The organism is Paenibacillus sp. FSL H8-0175, from assembly GCF_045040615.1.
GTDB classification, from domain to species: domain Bacteria; phylum Bacillota; class Bacilli; order Paenibacillales; family Paenibacillaceae; genus Paenibacillus_AQ; species Paenibacillus_AQ odorifer.
On record NZ_CP150299.1, the window covers coordinates 1,363,368 to 1,381,245 of the forward strand.

At 44.5% G+C, this 17,878-nt stretch carries 20 protein-coding genes; 18 read left to right on the forward strand and 2 right to left on the reverse strand.

Annotated elements, in window-relative coordinates; genetic code table 11:
- The first annotated feature begins 21 nt into the window (after window positions 1–21).
- Genes MHH46_RS05935 through MHH46_RS05970 form a run of 8 tightly spaced genes read left to right on the forward strand, consistent with a single transcriptional unit; the run spans window position 22 to window position 7,971 of the window.
- Entirely contained in the window at window positions 22–825 is an 804-nt protein-coding gene (locus tag MHH46_RS05935; protein ID WP_076099050.1) for a type II secretion system F family protein, read from the forward strand.
- Window positions 826–835: 10 nt separating this feature from the next.
- Complete coding sequence (locus MHH46_RS05940) at window positions 836–1,711, forward strand: type II secretion system F family protein (protein ID WP_076128212.1); 876 nt, start codon at window positions 836–838, stop codon at window positions 1,709–1,711.
- 13 nt (window positions 1,712–1,724) lie between these two features.
- Window positions 1,725–1,913, forward strand: coding sequence for a Flp1 family type IVb pilin (locus MHH46_RS05945; protein WP_076128210.1), 189 nt, complete (start codon window positions 1,725–1,727; stop codon window positions 1,911–1,913).
- Complete coding sequence (locus tag MHH46_RS05950; protein ID WP_076128208.1) at window positions 1,910–2,581, forward strand: TadE family protein; 672 nt, start codon at window positions 1,910–1,912, stop codon at window positions 2,579–2,581. Before MHH46_RS05945 ends, MHH46_RS05950 begins: the two co-directional genes overlap by 4 nt.
- 27 nt (window positions 2,582–2,608) lie before the next feature.
- The gene (locus MHH46_RS05955; RefSeq protein ID WP_076128207.1) at window positions 2,609–4,837 is read left to right on the forward strand and encodes a hypothetical protein; all 2,229 of its coding nucleotides are present in this window, start codon (window positions 2,609–2,611) and stop codon (window positions 4,835–4,837) included.
- A gap of 18 nt (window positions 4,838–4,855) precedes the next feature.
- Complete coding sequence (locus MHH46_RS05960) at window positions 4,856–5,842, forward strand: pilus assembly protein (protein WP_076128205.1); 987 nt, start codon at window positions 4,856–4,858, stop codon at window positions 5,840–5,842.
- A gap of 25 nt (window positions 5,843–5,867) precedes the next feature.
- Window positions 5,868–6,377 (forward strand): prepilin peptidase, encoded by a 510-nt coding sequence (locus tag MHH46_RS05965; protein WP_076128203.1) that lies wholly within the window; start codon window positions 5,868–5,870, stop codon window positions 6,375–6,377.
- A 16-nt stretch (window positions 6,378–6,393) separates the two neighbouring features.
- Window positions 6,394–7,971, forward strand: coding sequence for a DUF6382 domain-containing protein (locus tag MHH46_RS05970; RefSeq protein ID WP_076128201.1), 1,578 nt, complete (start codon window positions 6,394–6,396; stop codon window positions 7,969–7,971).
- 27 nt (window positions 7,972–7,998) lie between these two features.
- Here MHH46_RS05970 and MHH46_RS05975 read toward each other — a convergent pair whose 3' ends face one another.
- On the reverse strand, window positions 7,999–8,901 hold the full coding sequence (locus MHH46_RS05975) for a TIGR01777 family oxidoreductase (RefSeq protein ID WP_305953557.1): 903 nt from the start codon (window positions 8,899–8,901) through the stop codon (window positions 7,999–8,001).
- Window positions 8,902–8,949: 48 nt separating this feature from the next.
- Complete coding sequence (locus MHH46_RS05980) at window positions 8,950–9,411, reverse strand: DUF2621 domain-containing protein (RefSeq protein WP_076128197.1); 462 nt, start codon at window positions 9,409–9,411, stop codon at window positions 8,950–8,952.
- A gap of 172 nt (window positions 9,412–9,583) precedes the next feature.
- Here MHH46_RS05980 and MHH46_RS05985 point away from each other — a divergent pair, with 172 nt between their 5' ends.
- From MHH46_RS05985 to MHH46_RS06030, 10 genes are all read left to right on the forward strand, one after another.
- Window positions 9,584–10,693 (forward strand): deoxyribonuclease IV, encoded by a 1,110-nt coding sequence (locus MHH46_RS05985; protein WP_036681702.1) that lies wholly within the window; start codon window positions 9,584–9,586, stop codon window positions 10,691–10,693.
- 65 nt (window positions 10,694–10,758) lie between these two features.
- The gene (gene purU, locus MHH46_RS05990; RefSeq protein WP_076128195.1) at window positions 10,759–11,658 is read left to right on the forward strand and encodes a formyltetrahydrofolate deformylase; all 900 of its coding nucleotides are present in this window, start codon (window positions 10,759–10,761) and stop codon (window positions 11,656–11,658) included.
- 175 nt (window positions 11,659–11,833) lie between these two features.
- On the forward strand, window positions 11,834–12,583 hold the full coding sequence (locus tag MHH46_RS05995) for an SAF domain-containing protein (protein ID WP_076128193.1): 750 nt from the start codon (window positions 11,834–11,836) through the stop codon (window positions 12,581–12,583).
- A gap of 12 nt (window positions 12,584–12,595) precedes the next feature.
- Window positions 12,596–13,660, forward strand: a complete 1,065-nt coding sequence (locus MHH46_RS06000; RefSeq protein WP_076128191.1) for a hypothetical protein — start codon at window positions 12,596–12,598, stop codon at window positions 13,658–13,660.
- A 98-nt stretch (window positions 13,661–13,758) separates the two neighbouring features.
- The gene (locus MHH46_RS06005) at window positions 13,759–15,102 is read left to right on the forward strand and encodes an ATPase, T2SS/T4P/T4SS family (RefSeq protein ID WP_405132577.1); all 1,344 of its coding nucleotides are present in this window, start codon (window positions 13,759–13,761) and stop codon (window positions 15,100–15,102) included.
- 13 nt (window positions 15,103–15,115) lie between these two features.
- On the forward strand, window positions 15,116–16,165 hold the full coding sequence (locus MHH46_RS06010; protein WP_076128188.1) for a hypothetical protein: 1,050 nt from the start codon (window positions 15,116–15,118) through the stop codon (window positions 16,163–16,165).
- An 11-nt stretch (window positions 16,166–16,176) separates the two neighbouring features.
- Window positions 16,177–17,046 (forward strand): hypothetical protein, encoded by an 870-nt coding sequence (locus MHH46_RS06015; protein WP_076194733.1) that lies wholly within the window; start codon window positions 16,177–16,179, stop codon window positions 17,044–17,046.
- Between the two features lie 57 nt (window positions 17,047–17,103).
- Window positions 17,104–17,313 (forward strand): hypothetical protein, encoded by a 210-nt coding sequence (locus tag MHH46_RS06020; protein WP_076128184.1) that lies wholly within the window; start codon window positions 17,104–17,106, stop codon window positions 17,311–17,313.
- 5 nt (window positions 17,314–17,318) lie between these two features.
- The gene (locus MHH46_RS06025; protein WP_162636675.1) at window positions 17,319–17,462 is read left to right on the forward strand and encodes a hypothetical protein; all 144 of its coding nucleotides are present in this window, start codon (window positions 17,319–17,321) and stop codon (window positions 17,460–17,462) included.
- A gap of 15 nt (window positions 17,463–17,477) precedes the next feature.
- Complete coding sequence (locus tag MHH46_RS06030; RefSeq protein WP_036681716.1) at window positions 17,478–17,858, forward strand: hypothetical protein; 381 nt, start codon at window positions 17,478–17,480, stop codon at window positions 17,856–17,858.
- Window positions 17,859–17,878: the final 20 nt, after the last annotated feature.

Below are 17,878 nucleotides of genomic sequence, written 5' to 3' on the forward strand. Positions count from 1 at the left end.
ATTCCAGAAGGGGGGGAGGTCATGCTTAAGTTTAAATTTGTTGCTGCAAAGCCTGTAGAAGCGGATCCTGACGGTCCTTCGTTATTACCAGATTATAAGGTATACGAATTGACCTTGCTGCAGAGGATTCTGACCCTTACTGCAGGTGGACTGCTGATGTATGGAATTGGATATCTTTTTTATCATCATTGGCTGCTGTCGTTGCTGCTTATGCCTGGCGGAGCTTATGCCCCGCATATGCTGCGTAACTATCTACTGAAAAGACGTCGAAATGCACTGAATTTACAATTTAAGCAGACGTTATTTTCGCTGTCTTCCTCCCTTTCAGCTGGGCGTTCGGTGGAGAATGCATTCCGAGAGGCGGTTCAGGATTTACGTATGCTCGACCCGGAGGGAAGCAGTGATATGATCTCCGAGTTAAACATTATCTGTGCACGCATGGAATATGGACAGCCTGTGGAAGAAGCGCTGCGGAACTTTAGTGAAAGAGCGGGAATGGAGGACATCGAGCGATTCGCGGATGTGTTCTCGGTCTGTAAGCGTACTGGTGGTGATCTTGTAGAAGTGGTGCGCCGTACATCAACGATTATCGGTGAGAAGCTGGATATTCAGCAGGATATTGCTGTAAGTATTGCTCAGAAGAAATTTGAGGCTAAGGCACTGCTTATAGCTCCGCTGATCATGGTGATGTTTATGAGTTTGACGGCTGGAGAATATATGGAGCCTATGTATACAGGAGCGGGTATAGCCATATCGACATTAGCGCTTGTTGCTTTATTCCTATGTTATCTCTGGACTACTAAAATAATGGACATTCCACTGTGAAGGGGGTGAAATCATGCGCTGGCTATGTGCGGTGGTTACTGTTATTTTGCTGATAGTCTGGGTTCTACTGCGAATTCAATGCGGCAACAGATATGTCGCGTTACGCAGTCTTCCTATGGAAGGATTACGGCTTCGGAAGTTAGGCGAACCGTTATTACTGCTTATTGATAAGAGTGGTATCGCCAGTCGGTTTCCCTCACTGTTATTCAGAATTCAGCGTTCTCTACAGCGCAGTTATGGGATGCGTTATAGCGCAGAGCGGACCCTGCTGTTCATGGGTGAGATGCTAAGTTACAGCTGGCTGTTGCTTGTAGGTGGAAGCTTGACTACAGCATTTAGTGGCGAACAGGCAGGTATGATATTGGGTGTGTTTTTGGCAATTGCTCTACCAACCGCTATGGTTAGTGATCTGCACAAAAAGGTGAGAGTTAGGGAGCAGAATATTATGCTCGAATTGCCAGAGCTGCTGAACAGTATTGTGTTGTTGGTTGGCGCAGGAGAGACCGTGCAACGAGCTATTATTCGCTGTGTGGAAAGCCACCGGGGGGATACGAATCATCCTCTGTATAAGGAGCTAATGACTATGACTAGTGAATGGGAGGGCGGATATTCTTTCCAGCAGGCGTTTGAAAATTTCAGTAAGAGATGCGCTGTACAGGAGGTATCGGTATTCACAACGACAGTTTTGCTGAATTATCGCAGAGGTGGAGCGGATTTTGTGCTATCCCTACGTGATCTGTCGCGGATGTTGTGGGATAAACGAAAGGCACTTAGCCGGACGCGCGGAGAGCAAGCATCCTCTAAATTAGTTTTTCCGATGGTAGTTATCTTTTTAATAGTAATTGTACTGGTGGGAACGCCAGCATTTTTGATGTTAAAAATGTAGGAGGCTGAAGCTGATGGTATCAACAATGTTGGACAGTATGAAGAGCTTTTGGGAAGACGAGGAAGGTTTAGGAACTTTGGAGATGATTTTGATTATTGCTGTCTTGATTGCAGTTGTTCTTTTGTTTAAGGACAAAATTCAAGAGGTAGTAGAAGCCTTAATTAAAACGGCGGGTGAAAAGAGTCAGGAAGTATTCGATTGAACAAGTTTAAGGGTGATCAAGGCAGTTTTACTATTGAAGCGTCACTTCTGTTGCCGATCGTCATGTTTATTACGATGCTTCTTTTGTTTTTTTGCTTGTATAGCTATCAGAAGTCCATGCTGTTGCAAGTGGCCTCAGGAGCTACTGAGCGGGCGGCTTACAACTGGGACAACAGTCACAAGGAGGTCTCTGGTTCTTACATGGCTGGTGAGTATGACTCCCTTTATTGGAGAATTGGGGATGATGCCTTGTTAGCCTCATTATTTGGTGGAGAAGCTGGCAGTGCTGGCGTGACAATAGAGTTGCCCGGTGAAGTATCAGGGAAGAGTGATTTGCCAGTGCTTAAACTGGGCCATTCGTCTACTATGATTCCGGACAATATGCCAGGAACTATGCGTTATGCTCACAGCCTTACAGGACGGAGAGTAAAGGCCGAGTTAAATCGTCTACTGAGCTTGCCTGTGCTTGATAGCGTTCTATGGGATGAGGCTAACCCAACTGTTGAAGCCCAGTCTATCATTGTCGAGCCTGTTGAGTTTATTCGTACGGTCGACCTGATGCGTTATTTTGGAGCTAAATTTAAAGGGGGCTCTGAGGGTAGTGGATCTGCAGTTTACATGGATAAGAAGGATGCTTCTGCTATGCTGACCAAGCTTCAGGATAAGTAAAATCTCTGTTCAAGGGAGGGGGTTTTAATGAAAAGTATAATTACGGGTTGTCCTGCTAAGGGCAAAACAGAAGGCTCAGTTACAATTTTTCTAATCATGGTGCTGGCTTTCGTCTTTCTATTTACTGCTGTGCTGATTGATTATGCGCGAATCGCTGCGCTCAACGTTCAGGAGGAACGATTGGCGAGAGCCAGTATCCGCTCTGTTATGTCTTCATATCATGTTGAATTGCGTGAGAGATACGGTTTATTTGCATTCGGTGATAGTGATGGTGATATGCTGCTGTCCAAAGTGCTCAATGAAAATTTGCATAAAAGTGGGCGGGGGGATACGTTCAATCTCTTACCCTTTGCACTGGAATCCTCCTCTTTGGAATGGAGCCGGCCGCTGGGAAGTTATGATGTTTTTCGTCATCAAATACTGGAAGAGATGAAATATAAGGCTCCGGTTGATTTCGCCTTGGAGCTGGCAGGTAAATTCAAGCCGCTGTCGGGCGTAATGGCAGAGGCCTCAAGAGCTACTGAATTACTTAGTAAGCTGCAACCTTTATATGATGAACGTGAAGAGAATTTGGATCTAATGTTAGAGCGGAGAAGCCAAGCGGCGGAGAGTGGAAGAAGAGTACTGCTATGGATTATGAATCCGCCCGGAGATTCTATCTCGGCCCATTCGCTCGGAAGCATGCAAGCAGCCGCGGATATACCAGCACAGTATAGTGACTATCTTGGGAAATATTACGAAGATCTATATCGTGATAGTAAAAAGCCTGCAAAGTACACTTATCAGTTGGCACTTTATCAGAGCCGAACTTCAGAGATGTTGTCGCGGCTCCCATCCTTATTAACAACCTTTCATGAAGAACATGGACAATCAATGGAGGAAGCGAAGGATGCGTTAAACAAAGCGCAGCAATTGAATGACGAGATGAGAGATGTTTTGGCAGCTTCCCGAATAAGTGGCGTAAATCTGGCAGACGATCCTGCTAAGGACTGGGATATTCCGGGAAACTCGGGGGAAATAAGCGCTGAGCCACTTAAAAAGCTGCATGAACAGGAAGATGCCTTGATCCTCTCTTCGGCTGACATTAGTAGTATGGAGAATGGTTTATTTATGCAGCAAAGTGCGTACGAGTCCATTGAACCGACGGTAACAGGATTATCAGGAGTGTTGCATGAAGCTTTGGGAGTCAACGGCGATTCCTACCAAATGATTTCCTCTGTTCTAGGGGCTTCGCATGTAGTGGACAACTATTATAAAAAATACGGTAAGAAGGGAAGTGTTATCGCTAGTGATTTGGCTTTTCTTGAAGAGCATCGCAGCTCGGATAAAGCACGTAAGCAAGTAGAGTGGGAAGCCAAATCCAAGCTGGGCGAGGTTAGAGCACTGCTGGACAAAATTAGAATGCTAGGTAGCGGAGCGGCAGCTTCGATGGAACGTTATCAAATCCTTCATCAATTGTATGAGGACAATGTTTCATTTAACAACGGATTGGAGTCTCAATCCTCTGATAAATCTGAAGTATCCTCAGATCCCTATGCTGCTGGAAGCTCGGCGATGAAGGATATTGACGGGATTTATGCAGCAATGAGTGGCATTATGGGGGGCGCTAGAGACAGGCTTTTTCAAACAGAGTATTCCGCGCTTTATTTTCAGCATTTTGATGTTTCAAAGTTAGCTAGTCTGGCACTGAATTCTCTGAAAGGCACTAGTGAGCTCACAGATCAGCTTGATCCTCGCGCTCAGGAGCTGGAATACATTTTATACGGATTTCATAATCCCGCAGGGAATGTGGCCGCAGCCTATGCCGAAATATTCGCGATGAGGTTGTCCATTCGCACAATGGAAGGATTTATAGAGAAGGCAACCTTGGGAAATCCACTGGCTGTTCTAGCGGCGGCACTGTTGTATGGAATCCAGCATGCCATTCAGGATATGTTGCAGCTTTGTGAGAAGGATGCGATTCCTTTATCCAAATATATGCCGGCGCAGCTGACTTACCGTGATCATCTGCGACTGTTCATGATAATGCATGGAGGCGGGGAAGTGCAGCTATCGCGGATGCTGGCTCTAATTCAACTGAACACAGGAATAAATCCAGCGGAAAGAAACACCTATGTATCATCGGACATTAAGCTCCAAATGCAGTTATGGTTTCTGCCAGGTGTAGTTAAAATGTTGAATTACACTGCTGGTTTTCCGGGAGAGGTACAAGGGAATAAGTATCTGAGGGCAGTAAAAGCTGATTATTCTTATTAGCGGGAGGTTGGTAAGGAGATGGGGGATGGGTATGGGTATGGAATCAGAGGGGAGGACAAGGAAGAAGGTAGCATGGTAGTAGAAGCGTCGATGGTTCTTCCGTTCTTCCTGCTATTCGTCCTGTTCCTGATTTCTATCGTACAGATGACCTTGTATTCGACAGCTTTGCAAAGTACAGCATCAGACACTGTAAAGTCTATCTCAACTCATATGTATCCTGCGGCTTTGGCGGTGCAGAAATGGGGAACATCCAGCGAAGTAAGTGATGATTCAGGAGGGGATGACAGTGATCATTCTGCTGGCCTGAATTGGACTATTCCTCGCTTGTCACTTACTGATTGGGGCGATAGTTATGCTGAGTCTTTACCCAAGCCGTTAAATGAGTGGGTTATGTCGGCTTTAGAAAGTGGTGAGGGACCGTTGCAGAAGCTTCAGGCAGAGACTAGTGAAAGTGTACTTGATCTTGCGATCAAACCTTTATTGAAACCATACCTGACATCAGATTTACTGGATTATGAGCGAATTCATGTATCTAATGTTATGGTGCCGGAGCTAAAAGAGGGTACTCGTCCCTACCTTGGGCTAGTGGTTAGTTATAAGCTGCCGATGAAGGTCCCCTTTCTAAACCAAAGTATTGTTTTAGAAGCAAGTGCTGTTGAGCGCCTCTGGATCGGGGATACGGGAGAAGGCATAGCCAAGGAGGGGAACGGTACTGGCCAACCAGATGAATTTATTGAAATCTTAGAAAAGCCGAACCCGGCTGTAGCGAATAAGCAAGGCAAGGTTCGTGCCAGAATACCGCCGAATGCTTCTGCCAGCTTGTCAGTCTTTTATAAGAGCGGGGGCAGTACTGCTAAATATTTAGGCTGGAAACAAGCGGATGCAGATGGATATATCGAGTGGGAATGGAAAATTGGTGTAAATACCACACCGGGCTCGTGGCCGTTTGTTATACAACTGGATGATGGTAGATCTGTTGAGGTTATGTTCACAGTAGTGAAGTGAAAGGGTGGAAAAAGGAGTGTAATAAATGGCAGAGTGGACATTTTGGGGATGTCTACCGTTTTTAGCAGCGGCACTGATTACAGATTTGAAGTCGATGAGAATACCAAACTGGATCACCTTGTCAGGCTTGCTCACCGGTCTGCTTGCACAAGGGGTGATCAATAGCTGGCATGGACTGCTGAGGGCTTTCGGGGGAGCTGCTGTAGGATTTACAGTCCTTCTGATCATGCATTTATTAGGGGCGGTTGGCGCGGGGGATGTTAAGCTTTTTGCTGGAATCGGAGCGTGGACAGGGATGTTGTTTACGCTGCAAGTCGTCATGTACTCCGTACTATTTGGTGCCTTAATAGGCTGGTTAATTGTTTTAAAGAGACGGGAGGCGGTCAGTCGTTCGCGTAAGATCATCAGCAGAATTTCTGGATTTATTTTATGGAAGAGCCCGTTTCTATTAAAAAATAACGATAGTGAACTGTTGAAATTCCCTTTCATGCTGGCTGTTATCCCTGGTTCCATATGCGCTTATCTATACTTTTAGTTCGGGAGGTGATGTTTTGTTGTTCGGATTAACTCGTGATTTTATACAACAGGATGGTATATATATGATCCTTGGTGAACCCGAAGGAATACCTGCGGAGAAGCTTAATTTGATTCAGGCGCGCATGCTGATGAACACCGACATTCCTCATCATTTGAGGCTATTACTTAGAGAAATAGATATGAAGGTTACTATGGAATACGCTGTTTTACGCAAAAAAATGCTTAGTCATCTACTCAAAGGAGAGAAGCTAAGTATGAGCTCATTTTTCGGGTTATTGCTGCAAATTGCCCAAGGCATGGAAGATGGCAGGTTATATATGCTGCGGGCGGAACAGTATGCTTTGCATGCAGATTACATTTTTATTGAAGGGTCGTTACAGAGCGGTAAAGTATACCTGACCTACATACCCATTCAGGAGAATAAGTCTGGTTCAAAGCTTGGAGAGTCACTCAAGTCACTAATCATGGTGTTAATGGCATCTATCACAGAGCTTACTGGCAGTGGTGTGCAAAGACTATTGCAATATTGCAGTGAAGAGGGATTTACTCCAGCTGGCTTAAAGATTCTTTTATCAGAGTTGCTGACAGAAAGAGAGCCCGTTACACCTGAAAGACAGCTTCATGAAGGCGTAAAAGAATATCTAGTGAAAGAGGCAGCAGCTCCACCATTAAGAAAAATATATGAGCATCGCGAAGATAAGGGATTGGAGCAGCCGACTGCTACTCCTTGGATCAGCAGCTATCCTAATCTTAAGATAAAAGAGGAGGAGAGCCTGTCTCTAAGCTTGGAGGATGAACAGGTAACGAATCCGCAAGCCTCAAGCTCAAGAACCTATATAGTGCTAGGGTGTCTATTAGGCGATGCACTCCTGTGGAAGTTTCTATATTTGGATAGACCAAAGCCGTTATGGCTTGCCGTCTGTGGAGTTGTGACGATTGTATTGGCTGTTTTAAGCTGGATGGTTTGGAGCGGAAGGCTAAAGGTTGGTAAAGAAGATGAGGATTGTCTGAGTGAGGATTCTGAAGATACTAACTGTAATCCGAGTCGGAAAGAATTGGAGTGGAATTTTGGCAGGAACCCTGTGGCTTCTACACGTCCTCCAGCAACAATCCCAAAGGTAACTCCGCAATTCTCAGATTCAGCAGCTAACGTTCCGGTAACCCGTCATGAATCACTAACAGAGGAACATTGTTCTATTAAAGCACCAGAAGCCATAGCACCAACAACTTTATTATCACAGGAGAAACCGCCTAAGCAAGGACGACAAATCGAAAAGCTGGATCGGAGTATTCCTTATCTCCAAAGAAGCGGTGAGGAGGGTGAAGAGGTGGAAATGATCGAGTTAAATCGAACTAGCTTCATTATCGGCCGATCGGCAGAGGTGGCTCAATATGTGGAAAGATCAGAAGGAGCCTCTAGAGTACACGCTGAAATATCTAGAAGCACCAGCGGATATATTCTGAAGGATCTTGACTCCAGAAATGGAACGCTTTTTCAAGGTGAAGCCATGGTTCCGTATAAAGAGTATCCACTTACAGAGGGAACCACATTTAAAATTATAAAAGGAAGCTACACATTTCATACAGCATGAAGGTGAGTTCCAACGATGAATGTGGCTCTACAATTTTTGTTTTTTCAAATTTTCTAAAGAGACTTGAAGTGTAGGGAAGGTAAAGTCAAAGCCATGATTTAATGCCGCTGCGGGCAGGACGCGCTGACCTTTGAGTAAGATTTCGGATAATTCCCCGACTGCTGTTTTTAACAGGAAGGCTGGCAAAGGGAACCAGTGCGGCCGTTTGTAGACTTTGCCAATCGTTCTGCCGAACTCTTCGTTCGTTACCGGATGTGGAGCAGTCGCATTAACAGGTCCGTTAATCGTTGGATTTTGCGTACAGAAATCAATTAGACGCACAATATCCGTCAGATGGATCCAAGAGAGCCACTGCTTTCCAGAGCCAATGTTGCCGCCAAAACCTAATAAATAAGGCAGCTTCATTTTGGGGAATGCTCCGCTCTCATTGCCGAGCACAACTCCGGTACGCAGCTTGACCACGCGGATATCATGGTAGGTTTCATCTGAAGCCTCTTCCCATGTCTTAACTACTTCTGAAGGGAAATCCATGACCTGGGCTGGTGAGGATTCACTAAAAGTATCCTCTAAAGAGGTACCGTAAATCGCTACGGCGGAAGCCTGAATGATTACGGAAGGCTTTTGCTTCATTTGATCTACTAACTTAGCTGCTGCGGAAACGGTTGCAAGTCGGGACTGCATAATCGCTTTTTTGCCACTTGGACTCCAGCGCTGGCTAAGGGAAGCTCCGGCGAGATTAATTAGGGCAGCTGCATTTTCCACTGGATCGGGATTAGAACTTAGACTGTCCCAGGTGTGGTAACTCAGTTTAGGATGAATTGTTGTTGCGTCTTTTGGTAAATTCCGACCTACAATAGCAACTTCATTACCTGCTTGCAGCCAGTATTTTGCTAGTTCGCTACCTATAAAACCGGTGCCGCCACATATCACATATTTCAAAGGAGGGCCTCCGTTCTAAATCGTACAATTCATTAAAAATTACTTAAACAAATGCTGGTAAGCAGAGTAATCGATTTTATTCTTCTCGAGAAAATTGATAAGAAAACGGTTATCGCGCCGCGGTGTGGCAACTATGTAACCTTTAATGCAGTGATCGCGAGTAACTTCTTTTGCATTGCTCTCGACGGCGATCTTTCCGATCTCGGCAGCAATAGAATGCTTCGCAATATCACGAAATGGCCCAGGTACAGGTTGAACAAGCTGGTCCAAAAAGGCTTTTGTTTCGTCACTCCAGAGCGGGCGGCTACGTTCCACCCAGTAATTTTGCCAGTCTAGCTTTGACTTTCCATCAGCTTTGGGCAGGACCTTTAGGAATTTGCGGAACATAAAAAAACCGCCGATACACATGGAACCAAGCAGCATAAATGTCCAGAAAGCGATAGAGTTCATAAACCAATTGCTCGGTGTGGATAATAAACCAAGTCCTGATTGGATAAACATGCATACACCACCTTTTGGCAATGAGGATTCTCACACGAATTATTCTCATATTAAAGTATAGCTTATTTCCAAAGTTTTGCGAAGCAGAACCCGGCATATTGGCCTCGTCTAGATTTATTTTTCCGATCACGGTAGAATAGGGGTTAATTCGTGAAGGAAAGAGGGAAGAAGTATGCTGAAAATAGGTTCACATGTGTCTTGCTCGGACAAGGGTCTTTTGACCGCAGCAAATGAAGCAAATGAGTATGGTTCCAGCTCGTTTATGATATATACAGGAGCGCCGCAGAATACGCGCCGCAAGCCGATTGATGCCATGTATCCCAACGAAGGGAAGCAAGTTATGAAAGAGAATGGTGTAGAGGAGATTGTTGTCCATGCACCTTACATTATTAATCTCGCTTCCTATAAAGAGAATACGTACCAACTGGCTGTTGATTTCCTGCAAGAGGAAATACGCCGTACCCATGCACTTGAGGTCAAGCATATTGTATTACATCCTGGTGCGTTCACTGATAAAGATGCTGAATATGGTATTCAGCGGATTGCAGATGGCCTGAATGAGGTGCTTGGAGGCACGAATGAAACGGAAGTGCATATCGCTCTAGAAACTATGGCTGGCAAAGGAACAGAGATCGGCCGCAGTTTTGAAGAAATCGCTTCTATCATTGCTAAGGTCGAACATAACGAACGTCTATCGGTCTGTCTTGATACTTGCCACATTCATGATGCTGGTTATGATATCGTTAATGATTTGGACGGTGTTCTCAACAAATTTGATGAGACTATCGGGTTGAATCGTCTTGGTGTAATCCACATTAATGACAGTAAAAATCCATGTGGCGCTCGCAAAGACCGTCACACGCCAATTGGCTCGGGTTGGATTGGGTTTGATACGATTAACAAAATCGTACACCATGAAAAGCTGGAAGGTCTGCCTTTCATTCTGGAGACCCCATGGATTGGTAAAGATGCTAAGACACAACGTCCGATGTATGAGGTGGAGATCGCTTTGCTGCGTGGTAACGTAGCTGAACGCTTTGGACCGGAATTCGTGCAGGATGTTGAAACATTACGTGAATTTTTTGCCAAGCAGGAGATTGATTCCCGTCAATATGTACTTAATGTCTGGGAGCTGCTGAAGAACGATGCCAAAGCTAAAAAAGCTGATCCACGTGAACCACTGGAGCGTTTATACGATGAAGTTGTCGCTGCCCAGCTGTTCCCGCAACTAAGCGAGGAAGCTATTAATCATCGTTTAATTGCTTGGTTAGCAGGCAATTAAGTGCTCGTGAACGCTTAAGCTATACTTCAGATTGCGTATGTAGATGAGAGGATGGGAAGAGGGTCATGGAATTACACGTAAAAAGAAACAATTCGTCGGGTGTCGAGCATTATTCCAACCGGGCACGTATGCTTATTTCCTGCCCTGACGGACCGGGAATTGTGGCGGCTGTATCACACTTTCTGTATCAGCATGGCGCAAATATTGTGCAGTCGGATCAGTATACGATGGATCCAGATGGTGGAATGTTCTTTATGAGAGTCGAGTTTGACCTACCTGAATTAGGCGATCGTCTGGAAGAGATTCGCTCTCAATTTGGCGGAGTGGCGGAGCGTTTTAAGATGGACTGGAAGATCTTTAATGTTCGTCATAAGAAGAAACTTGCCATATTCGTCTCTAAAGAAGACCATTGTCTTGTTGAACTGCTCTGGCAGTGGCAAGCGGGCGATCTCGATGCCGATATTGCCCTCGTCGTTAGTAACCATTTGGATATGAAATCTTATGTCGAGTCGTTTGGCATTCCATTTCATTATATTCCAGTCACAGCGGATACTAAGGCTGAAGCAGAAAAACGCCAGTTAGAGGTCATCGGAGACGATATCGATGTGATTATATTGGCACGGTATATGCAGATTATCTCGCCGTCCTTTATTGAGCATTATCGCCATCAGATTATTAATATTCACCACTCTTTCCTGCCTGCCTTTATTGGCGGCAATCCATACGCCCAAGCGTACCAACGTGGGGTGAAAATTATCGGGGCAACCGCTCACTATGTTACTGAAGAACTAGATGGTGGACCGATTATTGAACAGGATGTGCAGCGGGTAAGCCACAGTGATGATGTTATTGAGCTGAAACGGATTGGGCGTACCATTGAACGTGTTGTTCTGGCTCGTGCGGTGAAATGGCATATCGAGGACCGGATTCTCGTCCATCAGAACAAAACTGTAGTATTTAAATAAAGGTATTCTCCGGTGAAAGCAACGGTTATGCCCGAGGGCTTTCACCGGAACCCTTTAATTTAATAGTTCACTAAATCTCTATCAGGTAAAAAAGCATTTTACCAGCAGCTTGGCTATTTATGCCAAGGTGCTTTTTGTCGTTCTCAAAAATCATGTAGTTAAGGAGGTGGAAGGTTTGGCGTTACAGCGGGGACGTTTGTTAAAACGTAATTATTTTTTCGCAAGTCTCATTTTGATTACTGGATTCGGGGGTTTGCTAGGTTATGATCTCTATTTCAAGCCCTACGTGCTTTCCCAAACCGTGGTCAAAGTTAAGGTGGGAGCTGGGGAATCTCTACCTAAAAATTATGAGCTGAAAGCAAGTGATTTGTATCTGGATTCTGTTCAGACCAAGGATATACCTTCTGGTGTAATTACGGAAATCGCACAAGTGGAGTACAAAATTACGAATGTGAATCTGACTAACGGTAGTATTTTGACAGCATCACTGGTGGATGTTAGTGATTTAGAGCCTTTGCAGGATGAAGGTATATTTCCTATTCCGAAGGAGGCTATTTATGCCATCAATGGTTCGTTGCGAAGCCGGGATAAGGTAGACATTTATCTTGTAGAAGGTGAGCGAGAGAAGCAGCGAGAGGCGCTTGGTTCAAATACAGTTAAAAAAGAAAACGAGGAACAGGTGAAAAAACAAAGCTTGCTTAGCGATCCTGCTAAAGAGATCTTTTTATCTGGAGTTACCGTGAACTATGTGCGAACAGAAGACAATAATGATGTGCAGGATTCTGAGAAAGGCAACAACAATAACCGATTCACTTCTACTGGCAAGGTGGCGACACCAGAATTGAAGCTGAAGAAAAGTGAGGGTCAACGGCTAGGGCAATTTTTGGAGCAGGGCAAAAAACTGTGGATCGTACGGGTAGAGTAGGGGGAGATTGCCTTGAAAATATTTAGTCTGGGCATAGATCAGTTAACGATTAATGATATCAAAAACGCGGGATTTAATGTAGTTACACAAAACGTGTATCCCGATCCGGCGCATACCGAAGGTCATATGTTAATGGTTACTAGTGACCAGGTATCTGTTCAAGCGCTTAGCGAGCTGCGATACAAATATCCAAGCTCTATGATCCTGTATTTATATCTGCAAAAGGGAATTCGCGGCTATCAAGCTGTGCATATGTTATGTGAAAGCTTAGGTCTATATTTTATTCCTCCTCGTTCTACCTCGTCAGCAGTGATAGAGAAGATTCGTTTTATCCTGGAAGAGGATGGCGAGGAACGGAGCAATTTGGTTGGCTTTTTTGGCTCAGGTCCAGGCATTGGCTGCACGAGTGTGGCGAAGCTGTTCGCAAGACGAATTGCTGCGGCAGGTCTACGTGTTCTTGTACTTGGTTTGGATTTATATGACCCCGGGTATGACCGCAAAGCGACGATAAGTCTAGACAAATTGCGCCCCAAGCTTACAGGGAAGATGATTCATGATGAAGATTTCGAGCAATTGATTAGGCAGGATGGCTATTTGTATCTACCGGGGAATTACGACTACTTGAGTGTCCAGGATTATCTGGAGGAAGAGATCGAATATTTCTTGGCTAGAGCTGGAGCAAATGCGGATGTGGTTATTGCTGATTTCGGTTCAATTCCCGAGAGTGCTGCGTGGTATGTCGGTATGCAAAAGTCGTCGTTACGCATGATTGTCACTCATCCTAAACATGAACATAGATTAGAACCTCTATTCGAGCTTGCGGGGCATATAGATCTGCGTCCGCATGATTTCCAGCTGATCATTAACCGCAGTAATGTGGAGGAAATATCTTCGTCCAAAAATATGGCCCTTAGATTTGGCACTGAAATCTTGCTGGAGCTACCGTATTACCAGCCCTTGCAGGAAAGCTTGCCTCTAGGCAAAAAAGAGCTACAGCATGTGGATGATAAGGTACATTCTCTATTGGTGTCGATGGGATTAGCGCCAGAGGCCAAAAAGAAAGGGATATTTCTATGATTGAAACTCTCGCGAGTCGTCCACTCTTTTCTCTAAAACAAAGCGTGTTGCGCACTAGCAAACCGGGCAAGGAAGATTTTTATGCTTTTTTACAAAAAATGAAAACCGAGATGAACGAAGGGCTAGAACGTGAGGATGACGCTTACTTCGAGCTAAATGCAAAGGCATTAATTGGCGATCCGCAGGCAGTTAGCTTTTTTATGAATGAGATTGAGAAGTACTTACGAAAAACACCTTTTACTGGAAAGGTTCCAGAAGCGTACCGAACGGCGGCAGAGGCCCTGTATCACGAGTGGAAGGGTTTTGGACCAGCGTATCGTTGGTTTACTGATCGTGCATACAGCGAGTCAACCGGATTACAAATGATTGGGAAGCAAATTTTTTATAACCATAAAGGTGAGTTTATAGCTTACCCGTATGAGATGCCTTCACTGGATCGGGTGGAGCAGCTGAAGCGTTCCTTGCTAAAAAGTGATCCCAATAAAAAGCTGAACAAGGATAATCCTTCGGTGGAGTTCAAAATGGATGATCCGCTTTGGCCAGGTAGATTTATTCGGCTTGCGATTTGGGTATCACCTAGGGTCTGGGAGGGTTTTACTACGATATCACTGCGGCGACAGGTTGTGGAATTTCTGGATTTGGAGGATCAAGCGGGTACGGAATGTATTCCTGCCGAGGCGGTTGAGTTCATTCGGGCGTTATCGTCCACGTTTCGCAATACCATTATTGCGGGTGCTGTAGGGTCAGGAAAAACAACCTTTGCCAATACGATCGTTGGTGAGCAACTGCTTGGCTCTTCCTCCTGCATGGGAGTAGTGATGATAGAGAAACATCCGGAATCCATTTTACCGTATCAAATTAAAGGGCATCGGATTATTCCAATTCAAGCTGCGAATGAGGAACTGATGGAGGTGGGAGTAGAGTCGCTGCGGCATGACCCAAATATTTTGTATATGACGGAGATGCGTTATAACGAGTGGGAATTTTATTTGTGGAGTGGGGAAAAAGGATACGACGGGATCACCGGAACCTTCCACACCGTGGATTCGGAGGACATTCCTTATCAAGGTGCGTTTGCTGTGTCGACAAGAATTGGCGGGAGTCTAAAGGGGCATTTGATTTCTGCGCTGAAATCATGCGAGCTGGTGTTTATTTTGGAGAGTGTCCCGAACGGGAAGAAGCGGCTGGCGCGAATATCAGAAATCTTTTACGAAGAGGATAGAAATTCAGTGTTTGCTAATGATCTTATGCGCTGGGAGCCGGAGGAAATGTGTTGGTCTTATAATGACAAGCTGACGAAAAATCTGATGCTGAAAATGACTAAGAAAAATGCGGAGGCTACACAGATTGTCCAGAAAGAGCTGGGGCGACTTGCATCAACAAAGCCGATGGATCAGCCGCTTAAAGAAAGCTTGAAATCTAAGATAGTACTTAATGAGTGAAGGAGGTACAGCTATGGATTTACTATTTTATATTTTTCGTTTTGTCCTTCATTTATGGATTGTGTGGGGACTGTGGTTACTCACCAAACTGCTCATCGAAAGGCATTTACGGCAGGTAGTCCAGAAATTCGATTTTCGAATTAAACATAAGATGAGTATTTTTGGCAAAAGAGTTAGCTCGGTTAAAAAAAGGCTGTGGCTCTACCGCCATCTGGACAAGCTTCTGTATTTCGTACACCGGAAGTATGAACCGGGTATTAGCGTTATGCGTTTTGTTATGCGTACAGCCATTTTGTTTATTGCGGTTTTCTTATCAGGACTACTGACACTTAGTGAGCTCCCTGGAAGGTTGAGTTTTAACAATCCTTTTTTGGAGGGGATTACTTTTAATGAAGGACAGCCGATTCAGGGGGCGTGGAGATTTCCGCTTTTTATAGCTGTAATATCTGCGACGATTCCTTATTTTCGTATGAGATACATCTATGCACAGCGGAAGGTACATGGAAGCTACGATCTCCTCGATGTAGTCAAAATATCCACTAAATTCACACATTTGTCGGTAGATTCGATCCTTGATCGGACAGCGGATTTTCTTACAGATAAAAATGTACTAAAAAGCCCTCTGAAGCTGCTAGGTGCCGCATTTTCTAATTACAGTAATGAGAAGGAGCTTGTTGAGGAGGCAGGGAGATTCTCCAGCGCGATTGGCACCACCTTCGCTTTAGAGTTTATATCAGATCTGCTCTATGCCGAGAAGGAGGGAACCCGTTATTTAAAAAGCTCGCTAATGCTGTTGAATCGTTCTATGGAGCAGCAGAGAGAGACGATTTTAACTGTAAAAGCAGGAAGCAGAGATGCGATCAGCCTTGGCTTATATGGGAATCTTCTGGTGCTGGTATCTACGGTTGGAACCTTTATGTATATGCTGAAGCCCGATGTCTATTTTCAACTGCAGTTCGAAACTACGGTAGGCCTTTCCTTTTTGATGGTGATCGTCTCCGGTCTTTTTATCTCTTTTGTGATCAGTACTATTCTTGCCAGGCCCAAACTGGACTACCACTAAGGTGATGAACTATGGATAGATTATTGCTACTAATTACAGTGATCGGAATCGTGTATGTCGCATTACTTGTGTTTGTGAGCAGCAGCAGTAAGCAGGAACGATATCTTGTCCGACTGGGCATCCGGTGGAATTCGCTGGGTGAACACGTGCAGAGTGATAGATTTCAGCAATTGTTGAATGAATGCAATTTATCAATTTCGGCTCGAAAAGTTACGCTATTTCGTTATTCAGCGGCAATCATCTATTTATTTAGCCAAGTCGTCAGCGATTTCATCCGATCTGTTCCTTTTTCATTCTATGACCCTCTAATTGCTCTACTTATTCTCGTAATCAGCAGTCCGATGCGTTATCTTCCGCTTGGTTGGGTGTTGGCGTGGCTTCACCAAAAGACGAATATTCAAAAAGATGGCGAGTTGATCTCCTTCATTCGTCTCTATGAGAATAATCGCCTACGTAAGCGCGGATATGTGCAGTTTGGTGCTTTTTGTGGGAGTACAGCGGGACATTTTCAATATATACGTCAGGATTTGTATGAGCTGTCAGAACGGGCAGTAGATGAGGGTGTGGAGGGGGCGATTGAATGGTTTTGTGCCAAATTTCCGGATAACCATCACTTTATTAATGACATCCGGTCCATTTTACTGGCGACAGAAGGCATGGATGATGACACGGAAGCTGCAAACTATTTGCGTGAACAAGGCAAGATTATCTCCAAAATCTCCAGCGATCAGTATTTGAAAAAATGGTCTTTCATCGGTGATCTATCGACGATTATTAATGTTATTCCATCGATTGCTACTTTTTTGATGATCGTTGCCATGGCGATGCAGTACATTTTGCTAATCAAAGGAAATTTTAATGGAGTCGGCATGTTCCAGTGAAAAATTGTATATTCAACCTTATTTTTAAAACCTAAAATAAAAAGGGAGAAATTAACAATGAAAAAAGACGCTATTTCTACAGGTTTGTTTATCGCTATCGGTTTTTTGTGTGTGGCCATCGTAATTGCCATTTTGATTCCTCTGGTGCGTGACGTGATTAATGCTGCCGATGATAATAGACCGACGATCCCGGGGGTATCTCTAACTCAACCGCTGGATTCCAGCCAGACTGCACTAACTATGTCCATGACTCACGTTTTGGTATAAGTCAGATGAAAAAAGACTCTATTTCCGTCGCTATGTTTTTGGCCATTGGCTTTGTAATTGCGGGGATGTTTGTCACGGTAGCTACGCATATGATCGGCAGCAGTCAGGACGATATCATCTCACATACTAAGCAAGTGGAACAGTATTAGAAGGAGGCGTGTCTAATGAAGGAGACCGTCCTCCGGGCATTGTTCATGTGGCTAGTCCTGTTTATTATCCTGCAGCCTATCTTTACCTACATAGATTATCTGCTAGATTTACAGGTCAAAGCTAATACGTCCTATATCACACAAAAAGCAGCAACAGAGGGGATGGTTACAGCTTCTATGCGGAATGAAGTAATTTCAAATCTGAAAGCGATTGGATTTTCTGAAGCTTCGATAGAAATTACTAGCAGTACAGACACCGTTCAAGAGCGAAAGCAACGAATTGATGTGTATGTAACCGCGCCGCGGATAAATCTGTTTCCTTATAATTTTTCTACGGTTTCGCAGCCGACTCGATATTATGGGCATGGATCAATTATGAGTGAGTATCTCGATTGACTAAGGGATGAGCGTAATTT

What these genes read in the sequence shown, in the direction of transcription:
- MHH46_RS05935 (WP_076099050.1), top strand. Translation starts at nt 22, where the DNA reads ATGCTTAAGTTTAAATTTGTTGCTGCAAAGCCTGTAGAAGCGGATCCT.
- MHH46_RS05945 (WP_076128210.1), top strand. Translation starts at nt 1,725, where the DNA reads ATGGTATCAACAATGTTGGACAGTATGAAGAGCTTTTGGGAAGACGAG.
- MHH46_RS05955 (WP_076128207.1), top strand. Translation starts at nt 2,609, where the DNA reads ATGAAAAGTATAATTACGGGTTGTCCTGCTAAGGGCAAAACAGAAGGC.
- MHH46_RS05960 (WP_076128205.1), top strand. Translation starts at nt 4,856, where the DNA reads ATGGGGGATGGGTATGGGTATGGAATCAGAGGGGAGGACAAGGAAGAA.
- MHH46_RS05965 (WP_076128203.1), top strand. Translation starts at nt 5,868, where the DNA reads ATGGCAGAGTGGACATTTTGGGGATGTCTACCGTTTTTAGCAGCGGCA.
- MHH46_RS05980 (WP_076128197.1), bottom strand. Translation starts at nt 9,411, where the DNA reads ATGTTTATCCAATCAGGACTTGGTTTATTATCCACACCGAGCAATTGG.
- MHH46_RS05985 (WP_036681702.1), top strand. Translation starts at nt 9,584, where the DNA reads ATGCTGAAAATAGGTTCACATGTGTCTTGCTCGGACAAGGGTCTTTTG.
- purU (WP_076128195.1), top strand. Translation starts at nt 10,759, where the DNA reads ATGGAATTACACGTAAAAAGAAACAATTCGTCGGGTGTCGAGCATTAT.
- MHH46_RS06005 (WP_405132577.1), top strand. Translation starts at nt 13,759, where the DNA reads ATGAAAACCGAGATGAACGAAGGGCTAGAACGTGAGGATGACGCTTAC.
- MHH46_RS06010 (WP_076128188.1), top strand. Translation starts at nt 15,116, where the DNA reads ATGGATTTACTATTTTATATTTTTCGTTTTGTCCTTCATTTATGGATT.
- MHH46_RS06015 (WP_076194733.1), top strand. Translation starts at nt 16,177, where the DNA reads ATGGATAGATTATTGCTACTAATTACAGTGATCGGAATCGTGTATGTC.
- MHH46_RS06020 (WP_076128184.1), top strand. Translation starts at nt 17,104, where the DNA reads ATGAAAAAAGACGCTATTTCTACAGGTTTGTTTATCGCTATCGGTTTT.
- MHH46_RS06025 (WP_162636675.1), top strand. Translation starts at nt 17,319, where the DNA reads ATGAAAAAAGACTCTATTTCCGTCGCTATGTTTTTGGCCATTGGCTTT.
- MHH46_RS06030 (WP_036681716.1), top strand. Translation starts at nt 17,478, where the DNA reads ATGAAGGAGACCGTCCTCCGGGCATTGTTCATGTGGCTAGTCCTGTTT.